This is a genomic window from Nannocystis sp., from assembly GCF_016714285.1.
In the GTDB taxonomy this organism is placed as follows: Bacteria; Myxococcota_A; Polyangia; order Nannocystales; family Nannocystaceae; genus Nannocystis.
The window spans coordinates 320,749-344,718 of sequence record NZ_JADJNN010000002.1 but is presented as its reverse complement, the minus strand read 5'-3'; the positions used below and the strand labels follow the sequence as shown (position 1 = coordinate 344,718).

The window sequence follows — 23,970 nt, the reverse complement described above, 5'->3', positions numbered from 1 at the left end:
GCCCCAGCGCCTCAACCGGGCGCCTTATCAACCGGGCGCCTTGTCCCACGGCACCTTGTCGCCACAGTGCAGCATCATCATGCCGTGGTAGGGGTTCACGATCTCCCCGCTCTTCTGCACCCAGTGGGCCCCCTTGTTGTTGAAGGCCATGGGGCAGAACACCACCTCGAGGCCAGCACGCTCGTCGGCGTGTTGCTTGAGGTACACGATGAGCCCCATGCTCATCTTGGAGAAGGCGAGGCGGGCCGTGTCGATGTCCTGCGCTGCAACCCGGCCCGCACCAGCGATCACCTCCTCGACGCCTGGCTGCGACTGCACCGGCTCGGCCGCGACTACGACCCGCGCTGACAGCTGTGTCAGCCCGTCAATGCTGTCACGCGCCAGCGTCTCCTGAATCGCCACGTACGGCGCCGTCATCGGCTCCTTACCGGCGATCGGGGCTGGCGCGACCTCGTTGCCTGGACCACAGGCCGAGCCGATGAGCAGGGAGAAGACCACGAGTCCACGCAGCATTTCTCCGGCGTACCACAAGCGGACCGACCTGAGGTAGAGTCCGCCGGGATCGCTCATGCACGCGCTCGTCCTGGTCACCGGCGTCTGGCTCATACAATCGCCGCCGCCTGATCGCCAGCCCGATGCGATCCCCCTCGCTAGCCCTGATCCAAGCCAGCTTGCGGAGTCGTCTGCTCCTCCGCCAACTACGGGCGGTGGTTTCTTCGGGGCCGAGACCACCAGCGCGGTCCCCGTGTCGGGTCCTGTAGCGGCCCCGCCGATGCCGCCGATCGAGGAACTCCCGCCGCGTCCAGGCGCACCCGCGAAGGAGCCCCGGATCGTCCTCGGCGGGGCCAAGGACCGCAAGCCGATCGCCGGCGGTGGCGCTGGATTCTTCGACCCCGGCAAGCTGAGTGACGACAGCACCGGTGGCGGCAGCATCCAGGTGCGCGGTTACCTAGGCTTCAATTTCGCGGTCACCCAGCGCACCAACACCGCGATGCACAACGCGGCCGGCGGCTTCGATCAGCTCAAGACGCTCCCGTACTTCGGTGGCGGCGCCGCCAATCTCTATGTCGGCGCACCGATCTACGCCGACGTCGTCTACGCACGCATCGCCTTCGAGTTCATCTCGATCCCCCGCGCTGCGCCGGGCTCAGCCGATGTCTCTCCGGCCTTCAACCCGGTCATCTTGATGGAGGCCGCCGCCCTCGAGGTCAACCCCTTCGCCTGGGCGAGCAAGGCCCCGCGATGGTTCAGTGAGGGCTTCAAGCTGTCCGGCGGCGTGTTCGTGGTTCCATTCGGCATCGAGGACGAGGAGCACGACGCCCCGGTGCGCTGGTGGGCCACGCGTCCGCTGGCCATGAGTGCCGGTCGTATCTACCCTGGCACCTGGATCGACATCGGCGCGACGATCAAGTGGAAGCCCACCTTCGGCTCCGGCAAGCCGATCCGACCCCTCGAGATCGACGTCGGCATCCTCAACGGCGACGCCTGCACGCAGACCCGCAGCAACGACCTCCTCTACCGCTACCAGCCGGTCGGTCAAGTCGATGAGACCTGCGAGCGTCGTCTACGGGACGTCGAGAAGGTCAACCGTGGTGACGGCTCGGTGCTCGGCATCGCCCCGGACAACAACGGCAACAAGTCCTTCGTCGCCCGCGTGATGATCCGCCCGCTGCCCGCCCTCAACTTCGGCGGCTCCTTCGTGTGGGGCAAGCACCCGGAGAGCACCTTCATCGTCAGCAGCTTCCTCGGTCAGACCTTCGTCGACACCAAGCAGGCCGCGACCTGGCGCGCCGGCGCCCACCTCGATCTCAACTTCGACGAGATCTTCCAGAGCCGGTATCCGCTGCCGCATCTGCGTGGTGAGGTCGTCTACGGCGTCGACGCTGCTGCTGCGCAGGACCCCAAGAACCCGATCCTCGCCGACCGCCACATGCTCGGTGGGTACATCCAGGTCGCTCAGCCGCTGTGGCGGCGCAAGAAGACGCGCCTCCCCGGCCTCATCGTCCAGTACCGCTTCGACCACGCCGACCCCGACCTCTCCGTTCCGGGGCGCACCGCCAAGGGCGTGGCCATCAACCCCGACTTCTCCGACTCGTTTCGCTACGACGAGGCCCTGCAGGCGCACGTCGTTGGCCTGCGTTTCCCGGTCTTGCCTCGCTTCACGCTCAAGGCCGAGTACGCCTTCGTGCGCGAGGACGGCGGGCGGCAAAACCGCCTCTACAACGACAACTTCAACTTTCAGGCGGTGGCTGACTTCTAGGGGCCGTGAAGCTTTCGCGCGACTTGACGTCCCTGGCCTCCGCGGCGATCGTCGCTCCGCCGGGTACAAGCCAATGTTCAAGCGTCACGCGGTCCAGCTCGGTCTCTCGCTCCTGATGTGTCTCGCCCTGCCCGCACCCCCGAGCGAGGCGCACCTCGCCAAGTGGGGCTCATGGGAGGTCACCCACCGCAACTTGATGAAGCTCTTCCCGGACGCCGACCCCAACGCCTGGCGGATCAAGCGCTATCAGTACTCCGACATCGAGGTGAAGTACCTCGAAGCACAGCTCGGCTTCGAGTTGTATCCCGAGGACAAGCAGCCCGAGTTCTTCATCGCCCAGGACGCTGTCGGCAACTTCCTCGGCGTCGCCATTTTTATCGACCCGCGCACCAAGCCGAAGATCCTCGACGGAGGCATCCTCACGCTCGAGGTCGGCATCGGGGTCAACGCCGCCGGCAAGATCAACCGCATCAAGGTCTACGACTACCGCGGCAACCTCGAGCTCACCCAGGACGCCTTTCTCACCCAGCTGCGCGACAAGACCCTGGACAGCGAGTTCACGATGGGGAAGGGAGGCCTGGTTGCGGTGGTTGGCGAGCCGGACGAGAGCCAGCTCGTCGGCAACGCCGCTCGTGAGGCCCTCTTGTTGATGAAGGTCGCGCTCGGCCGGCGCGAGTGAAGCTCCGAGCATCCGCCCACGTGTGCTAGCGTGCAGGGTATGCTGTCGCGCTGTGCGCCGCTGGTCCTCGTCCTCCTGGCCGCGTGTCTCCCCGACGGTCTGTCGAACGTCACGGAGACCGGGTCGACGGGCGACCCAGGGACCGGCGAGCAGCCGACCAGCGGCGGCGACACGCCGGGCCTGTTCGCCTGCGACAGTCCTCCCTGCAAGCTGGTCATGGTCAGCCAGACCCTCGACGACCGCGTCGACATTTACGATGTCACCGGCACACCGAGCCTGCGCGGGCGCATCAGCCTCGACCTGAAGCCCGACCCCTCCGGCCAGCAGATCAGCGGCAATCTGCTCGACGAGCCCTACGAGCTGGCCCTCACCGCAACCAGCCTCATCGTCACGATCGGTCACTACCCCGACACCGACCAGGGCTCGTTGATCCGGTTCCCCCTCACCGCGTTCGCCGATGTCCCCGCGGGAGGGATCTTCACGGTCGACCGCTACTTCACGGGCGGCAGCTTCTCCGACGGCGTCGCTGAAGTCGCCCACGGACGGCGCGAGGGCATCTTTCTGCTTCCCCATCCCAGCGGTCGCCTGCTCGTCGGTGTGTTCGCCAACGACCTCAAGACCACCGAGTGGACCAACCCCAGCTCGCTGCTCGTGCTCGACTCGGACCTCGCCGCGGTGCCAGCCAGCATCGACCTCGGCGCGCTCGACAAGCCCTGCATCGGCGCGTGGCACCTCGCGGCCCTCGACGCCGAGGTATCCCGCGTCGCCGTCGCCTGCGACGGCAGCGATTCGGTCGCGGTGCTCACGCTGCCAGGCGACTTCGCCACTGCCAGCATCCAGGATGCCGCCGCTGGCGTAACCGGATGCGGCCTCAACCTGAGCAGCGGCCTCTGGACCACCCAGTTCGTCGCGGCCGACGGCGCTGGCAATCTCATCGCCGTCCAGTCCCAGCTCGCCGAGTCGCCGCGTCTGTGGCAGGTGCACCCCGACTGCAGCACGGGCAAACCCTCGCAGGATGCCCCTCCCGGGCTTGAACAGGTTCGTCTGCTGCGCGAGCCGGTGCTGCTGCGCGGGGGTAGTGGCGACGCTGCACGCTGGCTGGTCGCCTCCGGTCCGACCGACCCTGGTGTCGTGATCGTGAAGGGCGGCGCCACGCCGACGATGTGCGGCAGGCTCGGTGGTCTCGATCTACTCGCCGCTGCCAACGCCCCGTGGGCCCTCGCGCTCGACGCCTCCGGCGAGCACCTGGCCATCGGGGCAGGTCCGCCGAGCAACCCCGAGCTCGCCGAGGGCCGGGGCCAGGTGTTGTGGGCGACGCTCGACCGCAGCAAGCTCGACGCCTGTGAGGTCGCGGCCACTGACCTCGTCGACCTCAACGCTGGGCGCTTCCTGGTCGGCGCGCCCGAGACCTGGGTGCGCGCCCCCAACGTCGTCGTGATCGCCGAGATCGGAGCCGCCTCATGACCAGCCCTCGCCGTGTCCGCCTGCCGATCCTCGACACCCAGGCCACCACGGAGGACGATCCCCTCCAGTTGCTCCGCGGAGGTCGATTCGCTCGGGGTTTCGCCAGTGTCGTCGCCGTGCTCACGCTCGCGTGGATCGTCGGCGCCCGCGTCGAAGCGCGAGAGGCCGACGGGTTGCTCGCTCACTCGCTGCTGCGCGTCCACCCGCAGGTCCAAGCGCTCGCGCTCGAGATGCAGACGCCGCCGCCTCCGCCGGTCGAGGACATCACGCCGAGCAAGAATAAACCTGTCTCTGAGGACAGATTTGGCCGCAAGCGGACCAGCACTGGCGCGTTGGTGTTGTCCGAAGACGGGGGCGGCGAGGAGCCCACCGGCCTCAACGCGATCCAGCTCGGGGAGATCCGCACTGGCGGCTTCTTTGATCCGACCGCCTTCGACGACGTCAAGGCCGTCAAGAAGAAGGCCTACGTGCATCTGATGCCGGGGATCCCCAACGAGGCCTTCTTCGTCGGCGTGATCGTCATCCTGCTCGCCTCGTTCACCCTGTTCGAGCGGCGTGGTGCCAAGCAGCGCAGCTACTGGAAGTTCGAGCTAACCCGGTGGTCGCCGCTCGCGCGGGCGATGAAGAGCCGGTGGTTCCAGCCTGCGGTTCAGCTGCCGGTCGTCATCGCCTTCCTCGCGGTCATCGTGATCGGCCTCGTCGGTTCGCAGGAGCCGGGCCGCAACCTCGCGCCGGTGCTCACCTGGAACATCTGGTGGATCGGCCTCATCTTCATGGTGCTGCTGTTCGGCAACCTGTGGTGCTACATGTGCCCATGGACGGCGATCCCGGACTGGTTCATGCGCCGCGGCTTCACGCCGGTCCGCAAGATCGCCAGCCTGGGTCGCAAGTACCCGCGCTTCAAGCTGTGGATGTGGCCGGCGATCGTCCTGTTCGCGGTCGCTACCTGGCTCGAGATCGTGTTCGATGCCGCCAATCGTCCGTGGCTCACCTCGGTGCTCGGCATCGTGATGATCGTGCTCTCGTGGCTGCTGCTCGTGGTCTACGAGCGCAAGGCGATGTGCCGCTACGTCTGCTTCGTCGGCCGCGTCACGGGCCAGTACGCGATGATGGGCATGGTCGAGCTGCGCCGACGCGACCCCGAGGTCTGTAAGGCGTGCAAGACGAAGGACTGCTTCCATGGCAATGAGCGCGGCTACCCATGCCCGACGCACGAGTTCATGGGGGCGATGAACGAGAACGAGTACTGCACGCTGTGCACCGAATGCGTGAAGAGCTGCCCGCACGACAATATCGGCCTCAACCTGCGCAGCACCGGCGCCGACGTGCTAAGTCGTCATCGCAGTCGCGCCGACGAGGCCTACCTCGCGCTGCTGGTCTTCATCGTCAGCGCCTTCCACGGCGCGGCGATGATCCCCCTGTGGATGGAGTGGGAGTCGGCGCTGCGCGGCGCCATCGTCGACGCCGAGCTGGCGTTGCTGGGCGCTGAGCCGCTCGGCTTCGCCGGCAGCCACGGCGGCAGCATGACCTTCACGCTGATGATGCTGGCCTGCATCGTGCTGCCCGGGCTGCTCTACTGGCTGCTCTGCGTCGCGATGCGGCTGGTCAGCGGCCGTAGCGACATCAGCACGCGCAAACTGTTCATCAAGTTCAGCTACACGCTGCTGCCGATCGCCCTCTTCTATCACCTGGCTCACAACGCGGTGCACGTGTTCTGGGAGTGGTCGAAGGTCCGGCGCCTGATCTCCGATCCGCTCGGCTGGGGGCACGATTTCTTCGGGACCGCTCGCGCGCCGCTGACGGCCCTGTGGTCACCCGAGAGCATCTGGTACCTGCAGGTCGCCCTGGTCATCATCGGCCATGTCTACGGCATCTATGTCGCCCAGCGCGAGGCGGTCCGTGTCTACGGTGGCGACCGCAAGGCCGCTCTGCGCGTTCACCTGGTGATGATGGTCGGCATGATCGGCATGAGCATGCTCAGCCTGTGGCTGCTCGCTCAGCCGATGTTCATGCGCACAGCCGACTTGTGAGGGGCGCCGGCTTACTGCAGCGGGAACATGTCGTCGAGCTCCTGGACCACCGTCGCGTGCTCGACACCCTTCGCCAGCGCGAGCTCTTGCACGAGCAGGGTGCGGGCCGTGTCGAGCATCTTGCGCTCGCCGAAGCTGAGGTCTTTGTCGCTCCGCAGGATGCAGAGGTCACGCAGGACCGCCGCGATCTCCATCAGCGAGCCAGTCTTGATCTTCTCCATGTACTCGCGGTACCGCCGGTTCCAGGTGGCGGTCGAGATCTTTTCACCCCGACGCGTTAGAACGCCGTAGACTTCCTTGATCTGCTGCGCTCCGACGATCCGCCGGAGCCCGACGGCGGTCGCGTTGCTCTTCGGGACCATGACCTTCATGTCATTTTCGAGGACTCGGAGGACATAAAACTCCATCGCGGAGCCGGCAATTTCTCGCCGCTCCAGTCCCATGACTTCTGCCACACCGTGGCCGGGGTAGACGGCCTTGTCACCGATATTGAAATCGCCCATGAGAGGTCGAGCTCAGTGCCTTCAAGGGAGAGCAGCCCGGATCGGCCCAAAAGTAGCGCCAGGCTATCATTTTGGCGCGTCATGTCAACGGCCGTGGCTCGCTCCCGAGCATGCGCCGGTGTTCACGGCGGACCTCGGCCGGTAGCCGCGAGATGACTGTGAGTTGACCAATGGCCATTGGACCCCATAAACCGCACGCTCGCGCTGTCACGCAGCATTCTTGAACCATCGAACGGCTTCCCTATGATGCACCGCATGTCTCGCCCCTTCGCCTCCACGCTGTCGCGCCTGGTCGCTGGTCTCATGCTCTGCGGCACACTGGCCTGCGCCATGACGCCGGAGCGTCTGCCCGACCTGGACCGCAAATTCTACTACAACCTGCCGAACGCCAACGACAAGGCGGCCTTCCTCAAGCTGCAGGACACACAGCGGCAGTCGTTCCTTGAGCAGAAGGGGCTGTGGGGGCGCTGGTCGGAGCTGTCGAACGAGGAGCGAGCGGCCGTGCAGCGCGGCGAGGTGAAGGCTGGTCAGAAGGAGTTCGTGGCGTTCATGGTGTGGGGCCCGCCCGCGGACAGCCAGGGCAGCAAGTCGGTCGAGCGGGCCGTCCGCTTCCACACCTTCATCCGCTGCACGAGCGGCCCCCGGGTGGGCAAGTACGTACCGAACAACCTCGACTGCGACGGCACCTCGAGCGAGATCGAGATCGCCGTCGAGAACAACGTCATCACCGAGATCAAGTTCCTGAACTGATCACCTGACCGAAAGAACCTGGCCCGGGCGACATGTGCTTCGGATCAGGTCAGGCCGGGCGTGGTCAGCGGAGAAACTCGAGGATCGTGGCGACCGCGTAGCCGGATCCGCCCTCGTCGTTGACACCGAAGGGCTTGCGGACCATCGCCGGCCCGGCGATGTCGACGTGCACCCAGCGTTGACCCTCGGTGAACTCGGACAGGAACAGGCCAGCGGTGACGGCCCCGCCCCAGCGCTCGCCGGTGTTGCGCATGTCGGCGATCGGGCTCTTGAGCTGCTCTTTGAGCGCCTCCGGCAGCGGCAGGCGCCAGGCGTCCTCGCCGGCGCGCTCGCTGGCCGCCAGCCACTGCGTGCACAGCTCATCGTCGCGGGACATGACGCCGGCGATGTGCGGCCCGAGGGCGACGATGCAGGCGCCGGTGAGCGTGGCGAAGTCGAGGGTGTAGGTCGGCTGCAGCTTGCCGGCGTACACGAGCGCGTCGGCGAGGGTGAGGCGACCCTCGGCGTCGGTGTTGTCGATCTCGACGGTCTTGCCGTTGGAGGCGGTGAGCACGTCACCGAGTTTGTAAGCGTTGCCACCGATCATGTTCTCGGTGGCGGCGACGATCGCGTGGACCTCCCATGGCACCGCGAGCTGGGCCGCACCCTCGAGCGCGCACAGCACCGCGGCCGCGCCGCCCATGTCCATCTTCATGCCCATCATCGCGTCGCTCGGCTTGAGCGACAGGCCGCCGGAGTCGAAGGTGACGCCCTTGCCGACCAGGCAAACGCGGCCCTTCGCCTCGCCCTTCGGCGTGTAGCGCAGGTGGATGAACTTGAGCGGCTGCGGGCCGCACTGGGCGACACCGAGGTAGCAGCCCATGCCGAGCTTCTCGCAGTCCTCGCGCTCGAGCACCTTGAGGGTGACATCGGCGACGTCCTTCAGTCGGGCGACCACCGCGGCGGCAAACTCAGCGAGGTAGGTCGGCGTGACCTCGTTGGCGGGGCCGTTGACGAGGTCACGGGCCTGGGCGACGGCGTGGGCGATCGTCTGACCACGGGCGAAGCCCTCGCTGGCGGCGGCGTGCTCGCTGACCACCGTTACTCGTTGCACGGTCGAGGGCTTGCGCCGTGCTTCGGCGATGTAGCGGTCGTAGCGGTAGGTAGCGAGCTCGAGGCCCTGGGCCAACAAGTTGCCGAGTTGGGGCGGGGCCGGTGCGAGCCCGGCGACTTGGCGGAGATCGAGGACGAGCTGCTGACTGCCGACCTGGGCCGCCCGGAGCGCCTCATAGGCCAGACTACGCCAGCGGCTGGGTGTCGGGGCGTCAGTCCCGAGGCCCAGCAGAACGACGGTCTGCAGTGAACCTTCGCGCTCTCGGGCGAAGCGGAACTGTTCGCCGGTGCGGCCAGTGAAGCGCCCGGCGACGGCCGCCTGTGCGGTCGGGGCGCCGAACAGGCGCTCAACGATGGTGGCGCAGTCGGGGCTCGCAAGCACCACCACGAGGGTCTGAAGCGCGGCCGTGGCGGGATCCTGGGAGGTCCAGTCGATGCTCAGCATGTGTCTCCTGCCTTGTCGCCCACCAGCGCGCTAGCTGCAAGCGACGCCATCTGAGTGGGCAAGGGGACCTGCGCATGAGGCCCACGCGAACTGCGCGAGAGGATAAGCGTGTGTCAGGTCACGCCGATGCTCAAAAAGGCCTCATCGTCCTACAAGAGTCGTTCACCTTCGTATAATTGAGTGAAAAAGATGTTAATTGGCGTTGACACTACGTGAGACTTATATGTAACTACTGAGCACCGTTGCCCCTGAAGGAGGGACCAAACGTTATGGCGCTCGAACAAAACGACCCGACCACGCCCGAGGTTGACAAGAAGACCTCCAAGCGCAAGACCGCGAAGAAGAAGGCTGCCAAGAAGGCTGGTGCCAAGAAGGCCAGCAAGAAGACAGCTGCCAAGAAGACCGCCAAGGTCGCTGCCAAGAAGACCGCGAAGAAGGCGGGCAAGAAGGCCGCGAAGAAGGCGGGCAAGAAGGCCGCAAAGAAGGCCGCCCCCAAGCGCGCTTCGAAGAAGGCCGGTTCCAAGGCCGGTGGCGCGAAGAAGACCGCAAAGAAGGCCGGCAAGAAGACCGGCAAGAAGACTGCTGCCAAGCGCGGCGCTGCCGCCTGAGGCAACCGCCTCAAGGCCCTCCGGGGCCTGAAATCGCCGAAGGTCGCCCGACCTCGGCGATTTTCTTCGTTTGCGCGCCGGACTGAGAGCTACTCGTCCTCGTCGTCGCCCAGCTCGTCCGCCTCGTTCTCGTCCTCGCCCTCGTAGATCGCCATCTCGGTAGCGAAGGCACGCAGGTTGGCATACGCGCGTGGCCCCGCGAACAGCAGCACCGGGTTGGGTGCGTCGGCGATGCTCAGCGCGTGCGCCAGGGCTTCGGCCAGAACACCACGGAGGCGCGAAGTGGGACCGGCACCGTCGATTCGCAGCCAGGTGTGCGCGAGTCCGCCCACAGCCGGTGGGGTGTACGGGCGCCCTGCGCCATCGAAGGCCGGCAAGATCACCTGCATCCCGAGCTTGCGCGCCAGCGACAGCGCCTGCGCTGGCTCCCACAGCCCCTCCGCTTCCCACACCAGCTCGAGGCCCTCGGCCGCGCGTGCGGCGACGAACGCGGCCAGGCGGGCCTGGTTGGTGGTGCTGGGGGTGAAGCTCGCAGGCGTGCGCAGTACGACCCGGGTCGCCGCGAATTCCTGGGCGCAGCGCAGCGTGGTCTGCCAGGCCTCGCGGACCTGGGGGAGTCCTGCAGGTGGCCGAAGCGCCGCGGCTCACCGGGCAGTGCACGGGTGGCGAGCTCGCGGAGGTGGTCTTCGGGGCCGTGGCTGACGAGGTGCCAGACGTACGGCACCAGGCTGGCCTGCGGGTGCACGCTGCGGATGTGCTGCGCGACGGCCCGGGCTCCGGCGGCGCGCGGCGGGTTCAGCAAGGAGGAGCGGAGCACCACCAGAGACACTGGGTCGGACTCGCGGCCGGCGTTGAGGGCCTTCTCGTCGCTGGCGAGGATACCGAGCTTGGGTGTGGGCATGAGGGGCGGCGAGGCTAGTGCGGACCGCCAGCATTGACAAGCGCGGCCCGCCGTGTGTTACCACCCCGGCCCATGAAGCTCTTCATCGACACCGCTGACATCGCGGAGATCCGCGAGGCCGCCTCGCTCGGCCTCCTGGATGGCGTCACGACCAACCCCACGCTGGTCGCCGCGACCGGTCGACCGATGCGAGAGGTGCTCGCCGAGATCTGTGACCTGGTCGACGGACCCGTCTCGGGCGAGGTGCTCTCGACGAAGTACCAGGAGATGCTCGACGAGGCCCACGAGCTCGCCGCCATCGCCCCGAACATCGTCGTCAAGATCCCGCTCATCGCCGACGGCCTGCGCGTGGTCAAGGAGCTGACGGCGGAGGGCATCCGCACCAACGTGACGCTCTGCTTCTCGCCGATCCAGGCCATGCTCGCGGCCAAGGCGGGGGCCACGTACATCTCGCCCTTCGTCGGCCGCCTCGACGACGTCGGCCATGACGGCATGGACACGGTCGCGCAGATCGTCGAGATCTACAACAACTACGAGTTCGACACCGAGGTGCTGGTCGCGTCGGTGCGCTCGCCGACCCACGTGCTCGAGGCGCTGCGCCTCGGGGCGGACGTGGCCACGATCCCGCTGAAGATCATCCACCAGCTGATCAAGCACCCGCTGACCGACGTGGGTCTGCAGCGCTTCATCGCCGACGCGGCCAAGATCCCGCGAGAGAAGCGCTGATGTCCCCCGGGACATGGTCCCGGGGACAGGTGAGTCCGTGCGAAAAATTCGTCAGCACGTCAATCCGCTGGGCGAGCACTTCATGCACGTGCGTGCGCGGCCCGTGGAGCGCCCGACGCGGCTCGCCGCCGGGTGCCGCGTCGAGGTCGAGCTCGGCTGTGCGGACGCGGAGTTCAGCTTTCAGCTGGCCGCGGCGCGCCCCGACTGGCTGATCGCCGGCCTCGAGATCCGCGAGCCCTGCCTGGCCCGCAACCGCGTGCGCGCGCAGGAGCTGGGCCTCGACAACCTCGTCTTCGGCTACAGCAACCTCAACGTCGACCTCGACCGCGTGTTCCCGCCGCGCACCGTCGACCGCTTCCATCTGCTGTTCCCCGACCCGTGGTTCAAGGAGCGCCACCACAAGCGGCGGGTGATCGAGCCGGGGCTGGTCGAGACGATCGCCGGGCAGCTGCGTGATGGCGGCGAGCTGCACGTCGCCAGCGATGTCTTCGAGGTGGCGCTCGAGATCATGGAGGTCGTCGAGGCCAGCCCGCGCCTGCGCAACCTCATCGAGCCGTGGAGCTTCTGGCGCGGCAACCCCTTCGAGGCGGCCAGCCGGCGCGAGCAGACCACTCTCGCCCGCGGTCAGCGGGTCTGGCGGATGCGCTACGGGCTCGTCACTTCGTCGCAGGCGCCAGAGCGCTGAGCTCGGGCAGGGGGAAGGCGTCGGGCAGCTCGATGCACTTGCCGACCCGCTGGATCTCCGCCTTGGGCTGCTCGCCGGCGGCTTCGGCCGTGGCCACGCGCTCGGCGAGGGTGTCGATGCAGCTGCAAAAGGTCAGCGAGGGCTTGCGGACCTCGGGCTCGGCGCAGCGGGCGTGGTGGCGGTCGAGGCTCCAGCGCAGGAAGGGTTGGCGGCAGTCGAGCGCGGGGTACTCGACGGCGAGCACGCACTCGCAGAGCTGCTCGTCGCGCTCGAGGTCGAGGGCCTCGCTGCAGACCGCTTGCATGTACGCGTCCTCGGCTCGCAGGCGCTGGTCGTAGTCGCCGGCGCTGCCGAGCACGCTGGCCATCAGACTCGGGAGCAGCAGCCAGGCGAGCAGCGCCACCACGGGCAGTCCACACAGCACGCCGACCAGCAGATCCCGCCAACGGGACCGTGGTGGGTGATCGAGGTCGGCGAGCATCGGCATGGCGTTTGCCCATTGTAACGCGGTTTTCGCGCTGTGGGAGCCTCGCAGTGCCGAGACGACGACAGGTCCGATCGCAGGGGGATCACTGCGCCGCCCGGGTCCGGGCTTTGGGCTTGTGAAGCCGCGGCCACCGTATGATACTCCGCGACGTCGGCGCCCCGCACGATGGAAGCAGACGTATGAAGGCCTCGTTCACCGCACGGATCACTTGTTCTGTTCTGGCCGCGACCCTGGCGGCGCTGCCCTGTAACGAGGCGCTCGCGGCCCCGGGACCTGCGCCTGCCCCGGCCACGACGCCGGCACCGTCAGCCACCCCGGCCCCGGCGCCAGCCACCACGGCTCCGGCTGCTCCAGCACCGGCAACCACACCGGCAACCACACCGGCAACCACACCGGCAACCACACCGTCCGACCCGAACCAGCCAGGCGACGCGCCTTCGGCTGTTACCGGGCCGGGGGAGACGCCGACCGAGGTTCCGGGCGATGCGCCACCGGCCGAGCCCGAGGCGCCGGCCGAGGCCACGCCGCCGCCTCCCGTTGTGCCGGAGGGGCCCGAGCGGCCGCCCGAGCCCACGGTCGCCAACGGTAAGTACAAGGCCAAGGGGACGGGCCTCATGATCGCCGGCGGCACGCTCTTCGCTCTCGGCCTCGGTGGCTTGCTGTCGAGCTACTTCCTCACGCGTTGCGACGCGCCGGCCAACACCTTCGCTTGCAAGCAGCACCACAACAACACCTTCGCCGTACCGGCCACCGGTGCCGCGGCTCTGCTGGGCGTCGTGCTGCTGGCGGTCGGTGTCGGCTACCGCTTGCGCTACAAGAAGTGGGAGCGCTGGACCCCCGGGACTGCCCCGAAGACCGCGCTTTATCCGACGATGCTCCGCGGCGGTGCGGGCGTCGGCTACACCGTCAAGTTCTGATGCGGGCCGCGTTGGGCTCCCGGCGCGCAGCGCTGTGAGCGACCCGGCTCCGGGCGCGTAGCGCTCAGCGTTGCGAGCGACCGAGTATGACCCCGGCGATGTCGACGAGCAGGTCGAGCTCGTGCGGTTCGGCCCGCTGGGCGAGGGCGCCGAGCCGCGACTTGAGCGCGCTCTCCGGGGCCGAGCTCGGGGCGCTGGGGGCGTCTGGCAAGAGGCCGGCGAGCAGTACGCCCATGCCATCGGCGATGCGGAGCAGCGTGCGCAGGCCCGGGCTGGTGTAGTGACCGTTCTCGAGGCGCGACACCATATCGGTGGCGATGCCAGCCGACCTGGCCACCGCCTGTTGGGTGAGGCCACGCTCCTCGCGGATGGCGCGGATGCGCAGGCCCAGTTTGACCATGTAGCGACGTTCGTGGAGTTCGCGGGCCTCGGCTTCGGGCGGGCGGTCTTCGGCCATGGAAGCGACGATGCCACAAGCGCCTGAGGGCCGGCGCGCCTAGATGAACTCGAGCTTGCGGGCCTCGAGCACCCGGATGCGGTCGCGGAGCTTGGCGGCCTCCTCGTAGCGCAAAGCCTTGGCCATCTCGGTCATCTGGGCCCGTAGCTCGGCGATGCGGGCGCTGAGTTCCTCTGGGAGCAGGTCGGGGTCGGAGAGCGGGCCGAGGCCGATCGGGAGATCAGAGGGTTTCTGTTTGCGGGTGGTCGCGGAGGGGTCGGGTTTGGCGTCGGCCTCGAGCGAGTTGATCGGCGCGTGGGTGCTGCGGGGCACGATGCCGTGCTCCTCGTTGTAGGTGGCCTGGGCGATGCGACGGCGATCGGTCTCCTCGATGCACGCCTTCATGCTGTTGGTGACGCGGTCGGCGTACATGATGACCTTGCCGTGGAGGTTGCGAGCGGCGCGGCCGCAGGTCTGGATGAGGGACTTGGCCTCGCGCAGGAAGCCCTCCTTGTCGGCGTCGAGGATCGCCACGAGGCTGACCTCGGGCAGGTCGAGGCCCTCGCGCAGCAGGTTGATGCCGACCAGCACGTCGTACTCGCCGCGACGGAGGCCGCGGAGCAGCTCGACGCGCTCGAGGGTCTCGACGTCGGAGTGGAGGTAGCGGACGCGGATGCCGAGGTCGCTGTAGTACTCGGTGAGGTCCTCGGCCATGCGCTTGGTGAGGGTGGTGACGAGCACGCGCTCGCCCTGGGCCGTGCGCAGGCGGATCTCCGCGAGCAGGTCGTCGACCTGGTTGCCGCTCGGTCGCACGAAGATCTCCGGGTCGAGCAGGCCGGTGGGGCGGATGATCTGCTGGACCACGACGCCCTGCGTCTTGCCGAGCTCGTAGTTGCCGGGCGTCGCGCTGAGGAAGATCGTCTGCTTGCCGCGCTGCTCCCACTCCTCGAACTTGAGCGGGCGGTTGTCGAGCGCGGAGGGCAGGCGGAAGCCGTGGTCGACGAGGGTCGTCTTGCGGCTGCGGTCGCCGGCGTACATGGCCCCGACCTGGGGGATCGTCTGGTGCGACTCGTCGACGATCGTGAGGTAGTCGTCGGCGAAGTAGTCGAGCAGCGTGGGCGGCGGCTCGTTCGGCTTGCGGCCGGTGAGGTGGCGCGAGTAGTTCTCCACGCCGGAGCAGAAGCCCATCTCCTCGAGCATCTCGAGGTCGAACATGGTGCGTTGTTCGAGGCGCTGGGCCTCGACGAGGCGGATCTTCTCCTTCAGCTCGAACAGGCGGACCTGCAGCTCCTCCTTGATGCCCTGGATCGCCTTGCGCATCTGCGAGGCCGGGGTCACGTAGTGGCTGGCGGGGAAGATGGTGACGCGCTGCATGGTGCCGCGCGGGACCCCGCGCAGGGCGTCGACCTCGCGGATCGTCTCGACCTCGTCGCCGAAGAACTCGATGCGCACGGCGGTCTCGTCCTCGTAGGCGGGGAACACCTCGACGACGTCGCCGCGCACGCGGAAGGTGCCGCGGTGGAAGTCGATGTCGTTGCGCTCGTACTGCATCTCGACCAGGCGGCGCAGCAGCTGGTCGCGGTCGAGGGTCTGGCCGACGCTGACGGTGGCGACCATGCCGTAGTAGGCCTCGGCCGCGCCGATGCCGTAGATGCACGACACGCTGGCGATGATGATCACATCGCGTCGGCTGAGCAGCGAGTAGGTGGCCGCGTGGCGCAGGCGGTCGATCTGCTCGTTGATGTTGGAGTCCTTCTCGATGAAGGTGTCGGTCGACGGGATGTAGGCCTCGGGCTGGTAGTAGTCGTAGTAGGAGACGAAGTACTCGACGGCGTTGTCCGGGAACAGCGCCTTGAACTCGCCGTAGAGCTGGGCGGCGAGGGTCTTGTTGTGGGCGAGGATCAGGGTGGGGCGCTGGACCTCGGCGATGACGTTGGCGATCGTGTAGGTCTTGCCGCTGCCGGTGATGCCGAGCAGGTGCTGATAGCGGTCGCCGCGGCGCAGGCCCTCGACGAGCTCCTTGATCGCCTGCGGCTGGCTGCCTGCCGGCGGGAACGGGCTGGCGAGGCGGAAGGGCCGGTCGGCGGCGATCGTCGGACGGACGGCGTTGCTGAGGTCCCAGTCCTCGCCGGGGTTGTCCATCGACACAGGGGTGCTGCGGCTGCTGCGGGCCATGGCGGTGCAACATAGCAGCGGGTCGATCTGGCGCGAGGACGCGCTCCGCCGCGACTCCTCACGCGCGTCGCGGGCGGGACTTGAACACGACGAACGTGCTGCGCGAGGACCCAGCCGACGACGATCAGGGCGACCTGCGACATCGCGGCGACTCGGGCGGCGCGGAGGCGACGGCGCAGCAGCAGCACGATCGCCGCGAGCGCGGCCAGGCCGGTCGACAGGTGCAGCGTCACCGCCCACGGGCTCGCGCTGAGGCCGGCCTCCAGGCGACGATGAAGGTGAGCAGCGCGGTCGCTGCGACCAGGCCGGCGGAGACCAGGGCGCGCCGATGGAACATGTCCGAAAGGTCAGGGTCTGCGCGGGCCGCGTCGGCGAGGTAGACGGCGGCGAGGAAGGCGAACAGGCACAGGGTGAACAGGCCGGCGGCGAACGGGAACGGCGCCGCCAGCCACTCGGAGATGAAGTCGGTGCGCACGCGGCCTGTGCTGGGGTCGAGGGCGATGCCGGTGGAGAGGGCGCCGAGGGTGATGGGGGTGCCATCCCGACCATCGCGAAGATGATGTGGGAGGCCAGCGACATCGCCATCTGCGCGCGCGGCGAGGAGGTCGGTCATGACGGGCTCCCGGAGCTCCCGCTGTGATAAGCAGGCGCGGCGATGGCGGGGCTGTACGTGATCCTCGACTGGCCGCACGCGGGCGGGCTCGACGCGGCGGCGGCGGCCCGCGGGCTCGTCGGCGACCGCCCGGAGGGGCCGGGCCCGCGGCTGTTCCAGCTGCGCTGCAAGGGCGTCGACACCTCTACGCGGATCGAGCTGATCGAGCAAGTTGGGCCGATCTGCCGCGCGGCAGGGGTGCCGCTGGTCGTCAACGACGACGTCGAGGCGGCGCTGGCCCGGCCGGCGTGGGTCGATGGTGTGCACCTGGGTCAGGGCGACCTGCGTCGCCTCGGCTCACCCGCGATCTGGGCCGGGAGCATCGCGGCGCTGCGTGGGCGGGGTCTCGTTGTCGGGTTGTCGACCCACGACCTCGCGCAGGTACGCGCGAGCGAGGTGTTGCCGGTCGACTACATCGGCTTCGGGCCGGTGCTGGCGACCCGCTCGAAGGCGCTGCCGGAGCCCTGTGTCGGCTTTTCCGGGCTCGCGGAGGCCTGCGCTGCGGCCTCGCGCCCGGTGGTGGCGATCGGGGGGCTGGACGCTGCGGCTGCCGTGCAGGCGGCGAGCTGCGGCGCGGCGATGGTGGCGACGATCGGCGCGCTGGTGGCCGCCAGCGTCGGGGAGATCCACGCACGCGTGGTCGCGCTGGCGACGGCGCTCGCTGCGGAGTGAGCTGCGCTCCGCGAGAGCTCGCGCGTTACCCCTGTCACTTTCGGGGCGCGACCTTTGACGCTGCTCTGGCGCTGCACCTCCGTTATCGTGACGGCGTGTCCGACGAGCCGGTTGTCGTGGTCCGCAAGCGGGTGCGGACCGGGCCACTGCCCATGATGCCGCGTGAGGACCTCGAGCCAGCCCCAGGCCTCGAGGGCCGCTTGCCGCTGCTCTTCTTGATCGGCTTCCTCGTGCTGGTCGCCATTCAGGTCGCGCTGGCCCTGTGACGGCGACAGCGCGGCTCTGGGCGCCGGTTCAGCCCGCGTTCTCGAGCACGACGGCGATGCCCTGGCCGCCGCCGATGCAGGCCGAACCGATGGCATAACGACCAGCGCGCCGGGCCAGCTCGTGCACGAGGTGGGCGGTGATGCGGGCCCCCGAGGCGCCGAGCGGGTGGCCGAGGGCGATGGCGCCGCCGTCGACGTTGGTCTTGTTGCGGTCGAGGCCCAGCTCGCGCTCGCAGGCGATGTACTGCGCGGCGAAGGCCTCGTTGATCTCGATCAGGTCGAGGTCGGCGAGGTCGAGGCCGGCGCGGGCCAGGGCCCCGCGGATCGCCGGGACCGGGCCGATGCCCATGAGCGTCGGGTCGACGCCAGCGACGTGCCACTGCACGAGACGCGCGAGCGGCTTGAGGTTGTGGCGCTTGACCGCCTCCTCGCTGGCGATGATCAGCGCGGCCGCGCCGTCGCAGATGCCCGAGGCGTTGCCGGCCGTCACGACGCCGTCCTTCTTGAACGCCGTCGGCAGCTTGGCCATCGACTCGAGGCTGGCGTCGCGACGGGCGTGCTCGTCGGCGCTGAACATCGTGACGCCCTTGCGGCCCTTGAGCTCGACCGCGGCGAGTTCGGCGGTGAAGCGGCCGCCGTCCTGCGCCGCGGCCCAGGTCTGCTGGCTGCGCAGGCCGTACACGTCGCAGTCCTCGCGGGTGATCTTGTACTTCTCGGCCAGGTTCTCGGCGGTGATGGCCATCGCGCAGCCGGCGTAGGGATCGAAGAGCGAGGACCACAGCGTGTCCTCGAGCTTGCCGTCCTGACCGAACTTGGTGCCCCAGCGGATGCCGCGGACCGCGTGTGGGGCCTGGCTCATGTTCTCGGTGCCGCCGACCAGCACGACCTCGGCGTCGCCGAGCAGGATGTCCTGGGCGCCGTTGACGATCGCCTGGAAGCCCGAGCCGCACAGGCGGTTGACGGTGAGGGCGGGCACCGGCACCGGCACGCCGCTGCGCAGGCCGACGTGGCGGGCCATGTACAGCGCGTCGGCCGAGGTCTGCGAGACGTTGCCGATGCACACCGCGTCGACGATCTCCGGGCTGACGTTGCCCGCGCTCAGGGCGGCCCTGGCGGCGACCACCGCGAGGTCCGTGGCCGACAGCTCTTTCAACGCTCCGCCGAAGGTCCCGAACGGGGTGCGCTTGGCCGCGACGATGTAGATGGCACGAGACAGGGGCTTTTTCGTCAGCATCGCCGTCAGTATGGGGGGCGGCTCTCGGCCGACGGACGCGCGATTCGGTTGAGCATCCTCACGGTTTGCGGCAACAATGGTGGCGGTTGCTGATCGCTCATCTCATCGTGTCCCTCGCGCTCGCCCCTGCAGGCGAGCCCACGTCGGCAGCGAGTCCGCCAGGCGTGAGTCCATCGGCCACGAAGGACCCGCGCGACACGCCGGTGCTCACGCGACTTGAGCTTCCGCAAGGTCCCGTCGCGCCGAACCACGACCCGCCCAGGTCGAGGCTGCGGCGCTACCTCACCCGCGATGTCGCTCGCTCGGCGCGGCACCTCGACCACGGCGTGCTCGCGGTCGCGGTCGGTCTCGGCACGCCGCACATCTATCGCCTCGAGCTCTCGCTCGGCCTCCTCGACCACCTCACCCTCGGCGTGACGGCCCACTGGTTGCCCAGCCAGCGCGTGCCCAATTGGACCCCGAAGGCCGCGCTGGCGTTCTTCCGCGGCCGCTTCCTCGAGGTCGGCGCGACCTACCATCAGGTGCTCTACCCGCCGACCGCCGACGACGGCGACCCGACCACCTTCGAGTTTCAGCGACGGGCCCACTACGCGCTCGCCCACGTCAGCCTGTCGCAGGCGTGGTTCACCGGCGGCGTCGACCTCGGCTGGGCTCGCGGGCGCGAGGCCTTGCCCTTATTGACCGTCGATGATGTCGCCGCCAACCGCTTCTACGCCGTGCGCGACCGCTTCGCCGGTGGCATCCACCTCCGCTTCGGCACGCGGCGCGTCGGCGCGATCGCCCAGGTGACCTTCCCGTACACCGCCGCGGAGCTGGTGTTGGACCTCCGCTTCGGATTGTTCGAGCTGCGCAGCCGCGGCGGTTGGCGGCAGCTGTAGCGCCTCAGGGCAGGCGCGGCACGGCGGCCCGCAGCGCGCGAGAGACCGGGTGTTGCGGCGCGGCGATCAGTTCGCGGACGGGGCTCCGCTCGACCACCTCGCCGGCAGCGAGCACGAGCACCTGGTCGACCGTACCTGGTAGAAGGGACAGGTCGTGCGTTACCATGAGCAGGCCGAGGCCGTCGCCTCGCAGCTCGCGGAGCAGGTCGATCAGCGCCCACGCGACCGGACGGTCGAGCGCGCTGGTGATCTCGTCGGCCAACAAGATCGCCGGCTCGGCCGCGAGGGCGCGGGCCAGGGCGACGCGCTGGCGCTGGCCGCCGCTCAGCGATCCGGGCGATCGCCGCGCGAGCGCGGGGTCGAGGGCGACGCGGCGCAGCAGCGCGTGGAGCTCCGGGGCCTCGGCGTGCCAGCGCGGCAACCCGGTCAGCAGCCGCGCCTCGTCGATCAGCGCGGCCACCGGCAGCTGCGGGTGCAGGGCCGCCAGCGGGTCCTGCCAGCACAGCTGCACGCGCCGTCGCAGCGGCCGCCACGCCTCGGTCGGTGCGCCGACCAGCTCGCGGCCGCCGAAGCGCAGCGAGCCCGAGATCCCCGGCTCGAGGCCCACCAGCGCCCGCAGCAGCGCCGACTTGCCCGCGCCCGAGGGCCCCACCACCGCGATCGCGTCGCCGCGGCGCAGCTCGAGGTCGAGGTCGCGGATCACCGTGCGAGTACCCAGCGCGACGGTGAGGCCGCGCACCGAAAGTGTCTCCCGGGACATGTCCTTCACGACCTGGTCTCCAGGACATCCACAAACAGCGCATCGGCTCGACGGGCCGCGGCGACCAGCGCCTGCGTGACCGGGTGAGCTGGCGCGGCGATCAGCCCCGCGAGCGGCCCGGCCTCGACCACCCGCCCCACGTCGAGGACGACGGCCCGCACACACAGCCTCGCCGCGAGTGCGAGGTCGTGGGTCACGAACACGAGCTCGGTCGACCGCGCGGCGCAGCTGACCCGCAGGGTGTCCACGAGCTGCGCCTGCGCGATGGTGTCGAGCGCCGAGCTCGGCTCGTCGGCCAGCAGCAGCGCCGGCCGACAGGCGAGCGCCAGGGCGAGCGCGACCCGCTGGGCCTGTCCGCCGCTGAGCTGATGCGGGTAGCGGCGCAGCAGCTCCTCCACGACGCCGACCTGTACCAGCAGCGACGCGGGCGAGTCGTCGCGGTTGTCGTGCACGCGCAGCAGCTCGCGCAGCTGGGCCTCGACCCGGCGCACCGGATCGAGGCTGGGCCCGGCGTCCTGCGGGAGCAGGCACAGGCCGCGACCCCGCAACCCGGCGACGGTCCGGAGATCGTCGAGCCGCGCACGACGACCATCCTTAAGGACGAGCTCACCGCGGACAGTCGACCGCGGCGGCGCTAGCCCGAGCATGCATCGCAGCGCGAGACTCTTGCCGGCGCCGGATGGACCCAGCAGCGCGAGCGGACCGTCGACGAGTTCGAGGTCGATGTCGGCGAGCAAGCTGCGTGAGTTGAGCGCACAGCCGAGGCCGAGGACCTGCACGCGGCGATGGTACGTGCAACACAACGCGCCCGTAAAGCGACACTCAGGCTGGGCTACGCGCGTCTGTGACGGTGCCGTCACGAACGTCTGATCGCGGCGCGCCCAGACCGATGTCACGAAGATGGAACATTCGTGCCATCCCTGTGCAAACGCCATTCTTCATCCTCGCCGCGTCTCGATGTTCCACGGCTTCGATCCCGCGACCCGCGACCAGGTGCTCGAGCGCCGCAACAAGCGCTCGCTGCTCATCACTGGTGTGGCGTACCTCGCCTTGTTCGGCTCGTGGCTCGCGCTCGATCGCAGCAAGGAGAAGACGGTCGAGGTGCTGCTCGAGCCCGAAGTGAAGGACTTCGCCGTCCAGGAGGAGCCCGAGCCGGAGCCCGAGGAGGAGCCGCCGCCGCCCCCTCCGCCAGACATCGCGCCCAAGCCCAAAGCCGACAAGCCCAAGCCCAAACCCAAGCCGGAGCTCCCCAGGGTCATCCCGGAAGGCCCGCCCCCCGAGACGGACAAGCCCTCCGAGGACAAGAACTTTGGGACAGGTCAGAACCCCGGCGCCGGCCAGGCGAAGAAGCCCGAGGTGAAGAAGCCCGAGGTGAAGAAGCCCGAGGTGAAGAAGCCCGAGCCGCCCAAACCCGCTTCCGAGCCGATCGATCCGACCAAGCCCGTTGACCGGCCTGAGAAGGCCAGCGTGCCGCAGCCAGACGCCGGCAACAAGCCGCCCGCGTATCCACAGGAGCTGCGCGACGCCGGCGTCGAGGGTGAGGTGGTCGTCAAGCTGCACGTGCATCGCGACGGCACGGTCAAGGGCGCCAAGATCCTGCGCTCCACGAACACGGCGACCGGCGAGGACGAGAAGACCGCCGCCGACAAGGCCTTCAAGGGGGCCGTCATCGCCGCGATCAAGGCCTGGAAGTACTCGCCGTCGAAGCTCGACGGTGAGCCCATCTCGGTCTGGATCATCGTCAACTTCCCCTTCAAGCTCACCGCCGGCTAGCGCCCGAGGAAACAAGTCATGGATATGTCACTCGTTGAAATCTGGCACAGCATGGGCTTCGTGGCCCGCGTTGTCGCGGTCTCGCTCGTCGGCATGGGCTTCATCAGCCTCTTCGTCGTCATCGAGCGCATGCTGGTGCTGGCCCGCACCGAGCGCGAGTCGCTGCTGTTCGCCAGCAAGGCCCGCCCGCTGCTCGACGCCGGCGCGGCCGAGCCGCTACGGGACCTCGCGCGCGGCTTCCCCAGGAACCCGCTCGCCCGCGTCACCGCGATCGGCATCGACACCTACGAGGCCAACATCGACGGCAAGGACCCGATCGAGCTGACCCGCCGCGAGCTGGTCCGCAAGCTCGAGGTGTTCAGCGCCGAGGCCCGCCGGGGCATGGGCATGCTGGCGTCGATCGGCTCCACGGCGCCCTTCATCGGCCTCTTCGGCACCGTCATCGGCATCATCACCGCCTTCCAGGGCATCGCCTCCGCGGGCGGCGGCGGCCTCGGTGCCGTCTCCGCCGGTATCGCCGAGGCGCTCATCGTGACCGCGGTCGGCCTGGTGGTAGCGATCGCCTCGGTGCTCTTCTACAACTCGCTGTCGGGCCGCTTCGATCGCCTCGACATGCGCATGCAGCACGCCGCCGGCGAGCTCGTGGATTACCTGGAGGGGGCCAATGGGGGCAGCGCTCGACACGGGTAAGGGCAAGAAGGGCGTCCGCCCCAACATCAACGTCACGCCGCTGGTCGACGTGGTGCTGGTGCTGCTGATCATCTTCATGGTGATCATCCCCAACATGCAGGACGGCAAGCCGATCGAGATGATCAACGTCCTCAATCCTGACAAGGACAGCGAGGCGAAGGACGAGCCGCTGACCGTCACCATCGACCGCAACGAGCACTATGTCGTCGATGACGCCGAGCTGCCCCGCGCCCAGGCGATCGCCCAACTGCAGCAGGTCTACGCCAACAGCCCCAAGCGCAAGCTCCTGATCCGCGCCGACGCCAAGCTGCATTACGCAAAGGTCCGCGAGTTCTTCAAGGACGTGCAGAACATCGGCTTCGGCGGCGTCGCCCTCGCGGTCGGCACCCAGCGCAAATGGGACGGCGGCGCGGAGGTGAAGTGACATGGCGATCAACCTCGACGGAAACTTCAAGAAGCCGCGGATCCAGCCCGAGATGAACGTCACCCCGCTGGTCGACGTGGTCCTCGTGCTGCTCATTATCTTCATGGTCCTCGCCCCGGTCATGAGCAAGAGCTTCTGGGTCCGCCTCCCGCCCAAGGACGACAAGGAGGAGCAGCTCGACGCGGCCAATGACCCGAGCAAGCCGTTGGTCCTCACCATCGACGCCGAGGGCAAGACGTTGATCAACAAGATCGAGGTCGAGCGCAGCGAGCTGCCTCGAAAGCTGATCCGCATGCTCAACGCTCGCCCCGATAACACCCTCTACCTCGACGGCGCCGACGAAGCAGAGTTCGGCCATGTGCTCAGCGCCGTCGACCTCGCCAAAGAGGCGCAGGCGTGGCCCATCGTGTTCCTCACGAGCAAGATGGAATGACGACACCCTCGCGACTCCACTGATCATCCG

The 23,970-nt window shown here is 68.6% G+C and carries 27 protein-coding genes; 16 read left to right on the top strand and 11 right to left on the bottom strand.

The window, feature by feature from the left end:
- Positions 1-27 precede the first annotated feature (27 nt).
- Complete coding sequence (locus IPJ59_RS05640; RefSeq protein ID WP_293249266.1) at positions 28-513, bottom strand: hypothetical protein; 486 nt, start codon at positions 511-513, stop codon at positions 28-30.
- 259 nt (positions 514-772) lie between these two features.
- Between IPJ59_RS05640 and IPJ59_RS05635 the strand changes: the two genes are divergently transcribed.
- The 4 genes from IPJ59_RS05635 (at position 773) to IPJ59_RS05620 (ending at position 6,433) form a co-directional block, all read left to right on the top strand.
- Entirely contained in the window at positions 773-2,260 is a 1,488-nt protein-coding gene (locus IPJ59_RS05635) for a hypothetical protein (protein ID WP_293249269.1), read from the top strand.
- Positions 2,261-2,333: 73 nt separating this feature from the next.
- Positions 2,334-2,939: a hypothetical protein gene (locus tag IPJ59_RS05630; RefSeq protein WP_293249272.1), complete on the top strand. Its 606-nt coding sequence runs from the start codon at positions 2,334-2,336 to the stop codon at positions 2,937-2,939.
- 39 nt (positions 2,940-2,978) lie between these two features.
- Positions 2,979-4,403: a hypothetical protein gene (locus tag IPJ59_RS05625; protein WP_293270077.1), complete on the top strand. Its 1,425-nt coding sequence runs from the start codon at positions 2,979-2,981 to the stop codon at positions 4,401-4,403.
- A complete protein-coding gene (locus tag IPJ59_RS05620; RefSeq protein WP_293249278.1) occupies positions 4,400-6,433 on the top strand; it encodes a 4Fe-4S binding protein in 2,034 nt (677 codons plus the stop codon). Before IPJ59_RS05625 ends, IPJ59_RS05620 begins: the two co-directional genes overlap by 4 nt.
- A gap of 11 nt (positions 6,434-6,444) precedes the next feature.
- Here IPJ59_RS05620 and IPJ59_RS05615 read toward each other — a convergent pair whose 3' ends face one another.
- Positions 6,445-6,936: a CarD family transcriptional regulator gene (locus IPJ59_RS05615; protein WP_293249281.1), complete on the bottom strand. Its 492-nt coding sequence runs from the start codon at positions 6,934-6,936 to the stop codon at positions 6,445-6,447.
- A 255-nt stretch (positions 6,937-7,191) separates the two neighbouring features.
- On the opposite strand from IPJ59_RS05615, the gene IPJ59_RS05610 reads away from it, so the two are divergent.
- The gene (locus IPJ59_RS05610; protein WP_293249284.1) at positions 7,192-7,686 is read left to right on the top strand and encodes a hypothetical protein; all 495 of its coding nucleotides are present in this window, start codon (positions 7,192-7,194) and stop codon (positions 7,684-7,686) included.
- A 64-nt stretch (positions 7,687-7,750) separates the two neighbouring features.
- Here the strand turns inward: IPJ59_RS05610 and IPJ59_RS05605 are convergent, their stop codons facing one another.
- Entirely contained in the window at positions 7,751-9,223 is a 1,473-nt protein-coding gene (locus tag IPJ59_RS05605; RefSeq protein WP_293249287.1) for a leucyl aminopeptidase, read from the bottom strand.
- 242 nt (positions 9,224-9,465) lie between these two features.
- On the opposite strand from IPJ59_RS05605, the gene IPJ59_RS05600 reads away from it, so the two are divergent.
- A complete protein-coding gene (locus tag IPJ59_RS05600) occupies positions 9,466-9,831 on the top strand; it encodes a hypothetical protein (protein WP_293270075.1) in 366 nt (121 codons plus the stop codon).
- 89 nt (positions 9,832-9,920) lie between these two features.
- On the opposite strand, the gene IPJ59_RS05595 is transcribed toward IPJ59_RS05600, so the two are convergent.
- Positions 9,921-10,283: a hypothetical protein gene (locus IPJ59_RS05595; protein WP_293270073.1), complete on the bottom strand. Its 363-nt coding sequence runs from the start codon at positions 10,281-10,283 to the stop codon at positions 9,921-9,923.
- Positions 10,284-10,804: 521 nt separating this feature from the next.
- On the opposite strand from IPJ59_RS05595, the gene fsa reads away from it, so the two are divergent.
- Together fsa and trmB are read left to right on the top strand one after the other, a co-directional pair.
- Complete coding sequence (gene fsa, locus IPJ59_RS05590) at positions 10,805-11,458, top strand: fructose-6-phosphate aldolase (RefSeq protein WP_293249296.1); 654 nt, start codon at positions 10,805-10,807, stop codon at positions 11,456-11,458.
- Positions 11,459-11,471: 13 nt separating this feature from the next.
- Positions 11,472-12,143: a tRNA (guanine(46)-N(7))-methyltransferase TrmB gene (gene trmB, locus IPJ59_RS05585; protein ID WP_293270072.1), complete on the top strand. Its 672-nt coding sequence runs from the start codon at positions 11,472-11,474 to the stop codon at positions 12,141-12,143.
- Here trmB and IPJ59_RS05580 read toward each other — a convergent pair.
- Positions 12,115-12,630 (bottom strand): hypothetical protein, encoded by a 516-nt coding sequence (locus IPJ59_RS05580; RefSeq protein WP_293249301.1) that lies wholly within the window; start codon positions 12,628-12,630, stop codon positions 12,115-12,117. The two genes, trmB and IPJ59_RS05580, sit on opposite strands and share 29 nt — an antisense overlap.
- A 539-nt stretch (positions 12,631-13,169) precedes the next feature.
- On the opposite strand from IPJ59_RS05580, the gene IPJ59_RS05575 reads away from it, so the two are divergent.
- On the top strand, positions 13,170-13,547 hold the full coding sequence (locus IPJ59_RS05575; protein WP_293249304.1) for a hypothetical protein: 378 nt from the start codon (positions 13,170-13,172) through the stop codon (positions 13,545-13,547).
- 64 nt (positions 13,548-13,611) lie between these two features.
- Here IPJ59_RS05575 and IPJ59_RS05570 read toward each other — a convergent pair whose 3' ends face one another.
- From IPJ59_RS05570 to IPJ59_RS05560, 3 genes are all read right to left on the bottom strand, one after another.
- Entirely contained in the window at positions 13,612-14,004 is a 393-nt protein-coding gene (locus IPJ59_RS05570) for a helix-turn-helix domain-containing protein (RefSeq protein ID WP_293249307.1), read from the bottom strand.
- Between the two features lie 39 nt (positions 14,005-14,043).
- Complete coding sequence (uvrB, locus tag IPJ59_RS05565; RefSeq protein WP_293270071.1) at positions 14,044-16,158, bottom strand: excinuclease ABC subunit UvrB; 2,115 nt, start codon at positions 16,156-16,158, stop codon at positions 14,044-14,046.
- 229 nt (positions 16,159-16,387) lie between these two features.
- Positions 16,388-16,771, bottom strand: coding sequence for a cytochrome d ubiquinol oxidase subunit II (locus IPJ59_RS05560; protein ID WP_293270069.1), 384 nt, complete (start codon positions 16,769-16,771; stop codon positions 16,388-16,390).
- Positions 16,772-16,813: 42 nt separating this feature from the next.
- Here IPJ59_RS05560 and IPJ59_RS05555 point away from each other — a divergent pair, with 42 nt between their 5' ends.
- Positions 16,814-17,482 (top strand): thiamine phosphate synthase, encoded by a 669-nt coding sequence (locus tag IPJ59_RS05555; RefSeq protein WP_293249316.1) that lies wholly within the window; start codon positions 16,814-16,816, stop codon positions 17,480-17,482.
- 95 nt (positions 17,483-17,577) lie between these two features.
- Entirely contained in the window at positions 17,578-17,748 is a 171-nt protein-coding gene (locus IPJ59_RS05550; protein WP_293249319.1) for a hypothetical protein, read from the top strand.
- 28 nt (positions 17,749-17,776) lie between these two features.
- On the opposite strand, the gene IPJ59_RS05545 is transcribed toward IPJ59_RS05550, so the two are convergent.
- The gene (locus IPJ59_RS05545) at positions 17,777-18,982 is read right to left on the bottom strand and encodes an acetyl-CoA C-acetyltransferase (protein ID WP_293249322.1); all 1,206 of its coding nucleotides are present in this window, start codon (positions 18,980-18,982) and stop codon (positions 17,777-17,779) included.
- A gap of 164 nt (positions 18,983-19,146) precedes the next feature.
- Here IPJ59_RS05545 and IPJ59_RS05540 point away from each other — a divergent pair, with 164 nt between their 5' ends.
- Complete coding sequence (locus IPJ59_RS05540; RefSeq protein ID WP_293249325.1) at positions 19,147-19,860, top strand: hypothetical protein; 714 nt, start codon at positions 19,147-19,149, stop codon at positions 19,858-19,860.
- Between the two features lie 4 nt (positions 19,861-19,864).
- Here IPJ59_RS05540 and IPJ59_RS05535 read toward each other — a convergent pair whose 3' ends face one another.
- Both IPJ59_RS05535 and IPJ59_RS05530 read right to left on the bottom strand, forming a co-directional pair.
- Entirely contained in the window at positions 19,865-20,620 is a 756-nt protein-coding gene (locus IPJ59_RS05535; RefSeq protein WP_293250250.1) for an ABC transporter ATP-binding protein, read from the bottom strand.
- A 5-nt stretch (positions 20,621-20,625) separates the two neighbouring features.
- Complete coding sequence (locus IPJ59_RS05530) at positions 20,626-21,399, bottom strand: ATP-binding cassette domain-containing protein (RefSeq protein ID WP_293270067.1); 774 nt, start codon at positions 21,397-21,399, stop codon at positions 20,626-20,628.
- A 178-nt stretch (positions 21,400-21,577) separates the two neighbouring features.
- On the opposite strand from IPJ59_RS05530, the gene IPJ59_RS05525 reads away from it, so the two are divergent.
- The 4 genes from IPJ59_RS05525 to IPJ59_RS05510 are packed head-to-tail and all read left to right on the top strand — an operon-like array spanning position 21,578 to position 23,940.
- Positions 21,578-22,393, top strand: coding sequence for an energy transducer TonB (locus IPJ59_RS05525; protein WP_293270065.1), 816 nt, complete (start codon positions 21,578-21,580; stop codon positions 22,391-22,393).
- A gap of 18 nt (positions 22,394-22,411) precedes the next feature.
- A complete protein-coding gene (locus IPJ59_RS05520) occupies positions 22,412-23,083 on the top strand; it encodes a MotA/TolQ/ExbB proton channel family protein (RefSeq protein ID WP_293249334.1) in 672 nt (223 codons plus the stop codon).
- Positions 23,058-23,507 carry an ExbD/TolR family protein gene (locus IPJ59_RS05515; RefSeq protein ID WP_293249337.1) on the top strand — a complete coding sequence of 150 codons (450 nt, stop codon included), beginning with the start codon at positions 23,058-23,060 and terminating at the stop codon, positions 23,505-23,507. Before IPJ59_RS05520 ends, IPJ59_RS05515 begins: the two co-directional genes overlap by 26 nt.
- Before the next feature lies 1 nt (position 23,508).
- Positions 23,509-23,940 (top strand): ExbD/TolR family protein, encoded by a 432-nt coding sequence (locus tag IPJ59_RS05510; RefSeq protein ID WP_293249339.1) that lies wholly within the window; start codon positions 23,509-23,511, stop codon positions 23,938-23,940.
- Positions 23,941-23,970 lie beyond the last annotated feature (30 nt).

Coding starts and splice junctions, on each gene's coding strand:
- IPJ59_RS05525 (WP_293270065.1), top strand. CDS start 21,578: ATGTTCCACGGCTTCGATCCCGCGACCCGCGACCAGGTGCTCGAGCGC.
- IPJ59_RS05570 (WP_293249307.1), bottom strand. CDS start 14,004: ATGGCCGAAGACCGCCCGCCCGAAGCCGAGGCCCGCGAACTCCACGAA.
- IPJ59_RS05545 (WP_293249322.1), bottom strand. CDS start 18,982: ATGCTGACGAAAAAGCCCCTGTCTCGTGCCATCTACATCGTCGCGGCC.
- trmB (WP_293270072.1), top strand. CDS start 11,472: ATGGTCCCGGGGACAGGTGAGTCCGTGCGAAAAATTCGTCAGCACGTC.
- IPJ59_RS05625 (WP_293270077.1), top strand. CDS start 2,979: ATGCTGTCGCGCTGTGCGCCGCTGGTCCTCGTCCTCCTGGCCGCGTGT.
- IPJ59_RS05630 (WP_293249272.1), top strand. CDS start 2,334: ATGTTCAAGCGTCACGCGGTCCAGCTCGGTCTCTCGCTCCTGATGTGT.
- IPJ59_RS05640 (WP_293249266.1), bottom strand. CDS start 513: ATGCTGCGTGGACTCGTGGTCTTCTCCCTGCTCATCGGCTCGGCCTGT.
- IPJ59_RS05555 (WP_293249316.1), top strand. CDS start 16,814: ATGGCGGGGCTGTACGTGATCCTCGACTGGCCGCACGCGGGCGGGCTC.
- IPJ59_RS05605 (WP_293249287.1), bottom strand. CDS start 9,223: ATGCTGAGCATCGACTGGACCTCCCAGGATCCCGCCACGGCCGCGCTT.
- uvrB (WP_293270071.1), bottom strand. CDS start 16,158: ATGGCCCGCAGCAGCCGCAGCACCCCTGTGTCGATGGACAACCCCGGC.
- IPJ59_RS05615 (WP_293249281.1), bottom strand. CDS start 6,936: ATGGGCGATTTCAATATCGGTGACAAGGCCGTCTACCCCGGCCACGGT.
- fsa (WP_293249296.1), top strand. CDS start 10,805: ATGAAGCTCTTCATCGACACCGCTGACATCGCGGAGATCCGCGAGGCC.
- IPJ59_RS05635 (WP_293249269.1), top strand. CDS start 773: ATGCCGCCGATCGAGGAACTCCCGCCGCGTCCAGGCGCACCCGCGAAG.
- IPJ59_RS05580 (WP_293249301.1), bottom strand. CDS start 12,630: ATGCCGATGCTCGCCGACCTCGATCACCCACCACGGTCCCGTTGGCGG.
- IPJ59_RS05620 (WP_293249278.1), top strand. CDS start 4,400: ATGACCAGCCCTCGCCGTGTCCGCCTGCCGATCCTCGACACCCAGGCC.
- IPJ59_RS05560 (WP_293270069.1), bottom strand. CDS start 16,771: ATGACCGACCTCCTCGCCGCGCGCGCAGATGGCGATGTCGCTGGCCTC.
- IPJ59_RS05510 (WP_293249339.1), top strand. CDS start 23,509: ATGGCGATCAACCTCGACGGAAACTTCAAGAAGCCGCGGATCCAGCCC.
- IPJ59_RS05610 (WP_293249284.1), top strand. CDS start 7,192: ATGTCTCGCCCCTTCGCCTCCACGCTGTCGCGCCTGGTCGCTGGTCTC.
- IPJ59_RS05535 (WP_293250250.1), bottom strand. CDS start 20,620: ATGTCCCGGGAGACACTTTCGGTGCGCGGCCTCACCGTCGCGCTGGGT.
- IPJ59_RS05520 (WP_293249334.1), top strand. CDS start 22,412: ATGGATATGTCACTCGTTGAAATCTGGCACAGCATGGGCTTCGTGGCC.
- IPJ59_RS05515 (WP_293249337.1), top strand. CDS start 23,058: ATGGGGGCAGCGCTCGACACGGGTAAGGGCAAGAAGGGCGTCCGCCCC.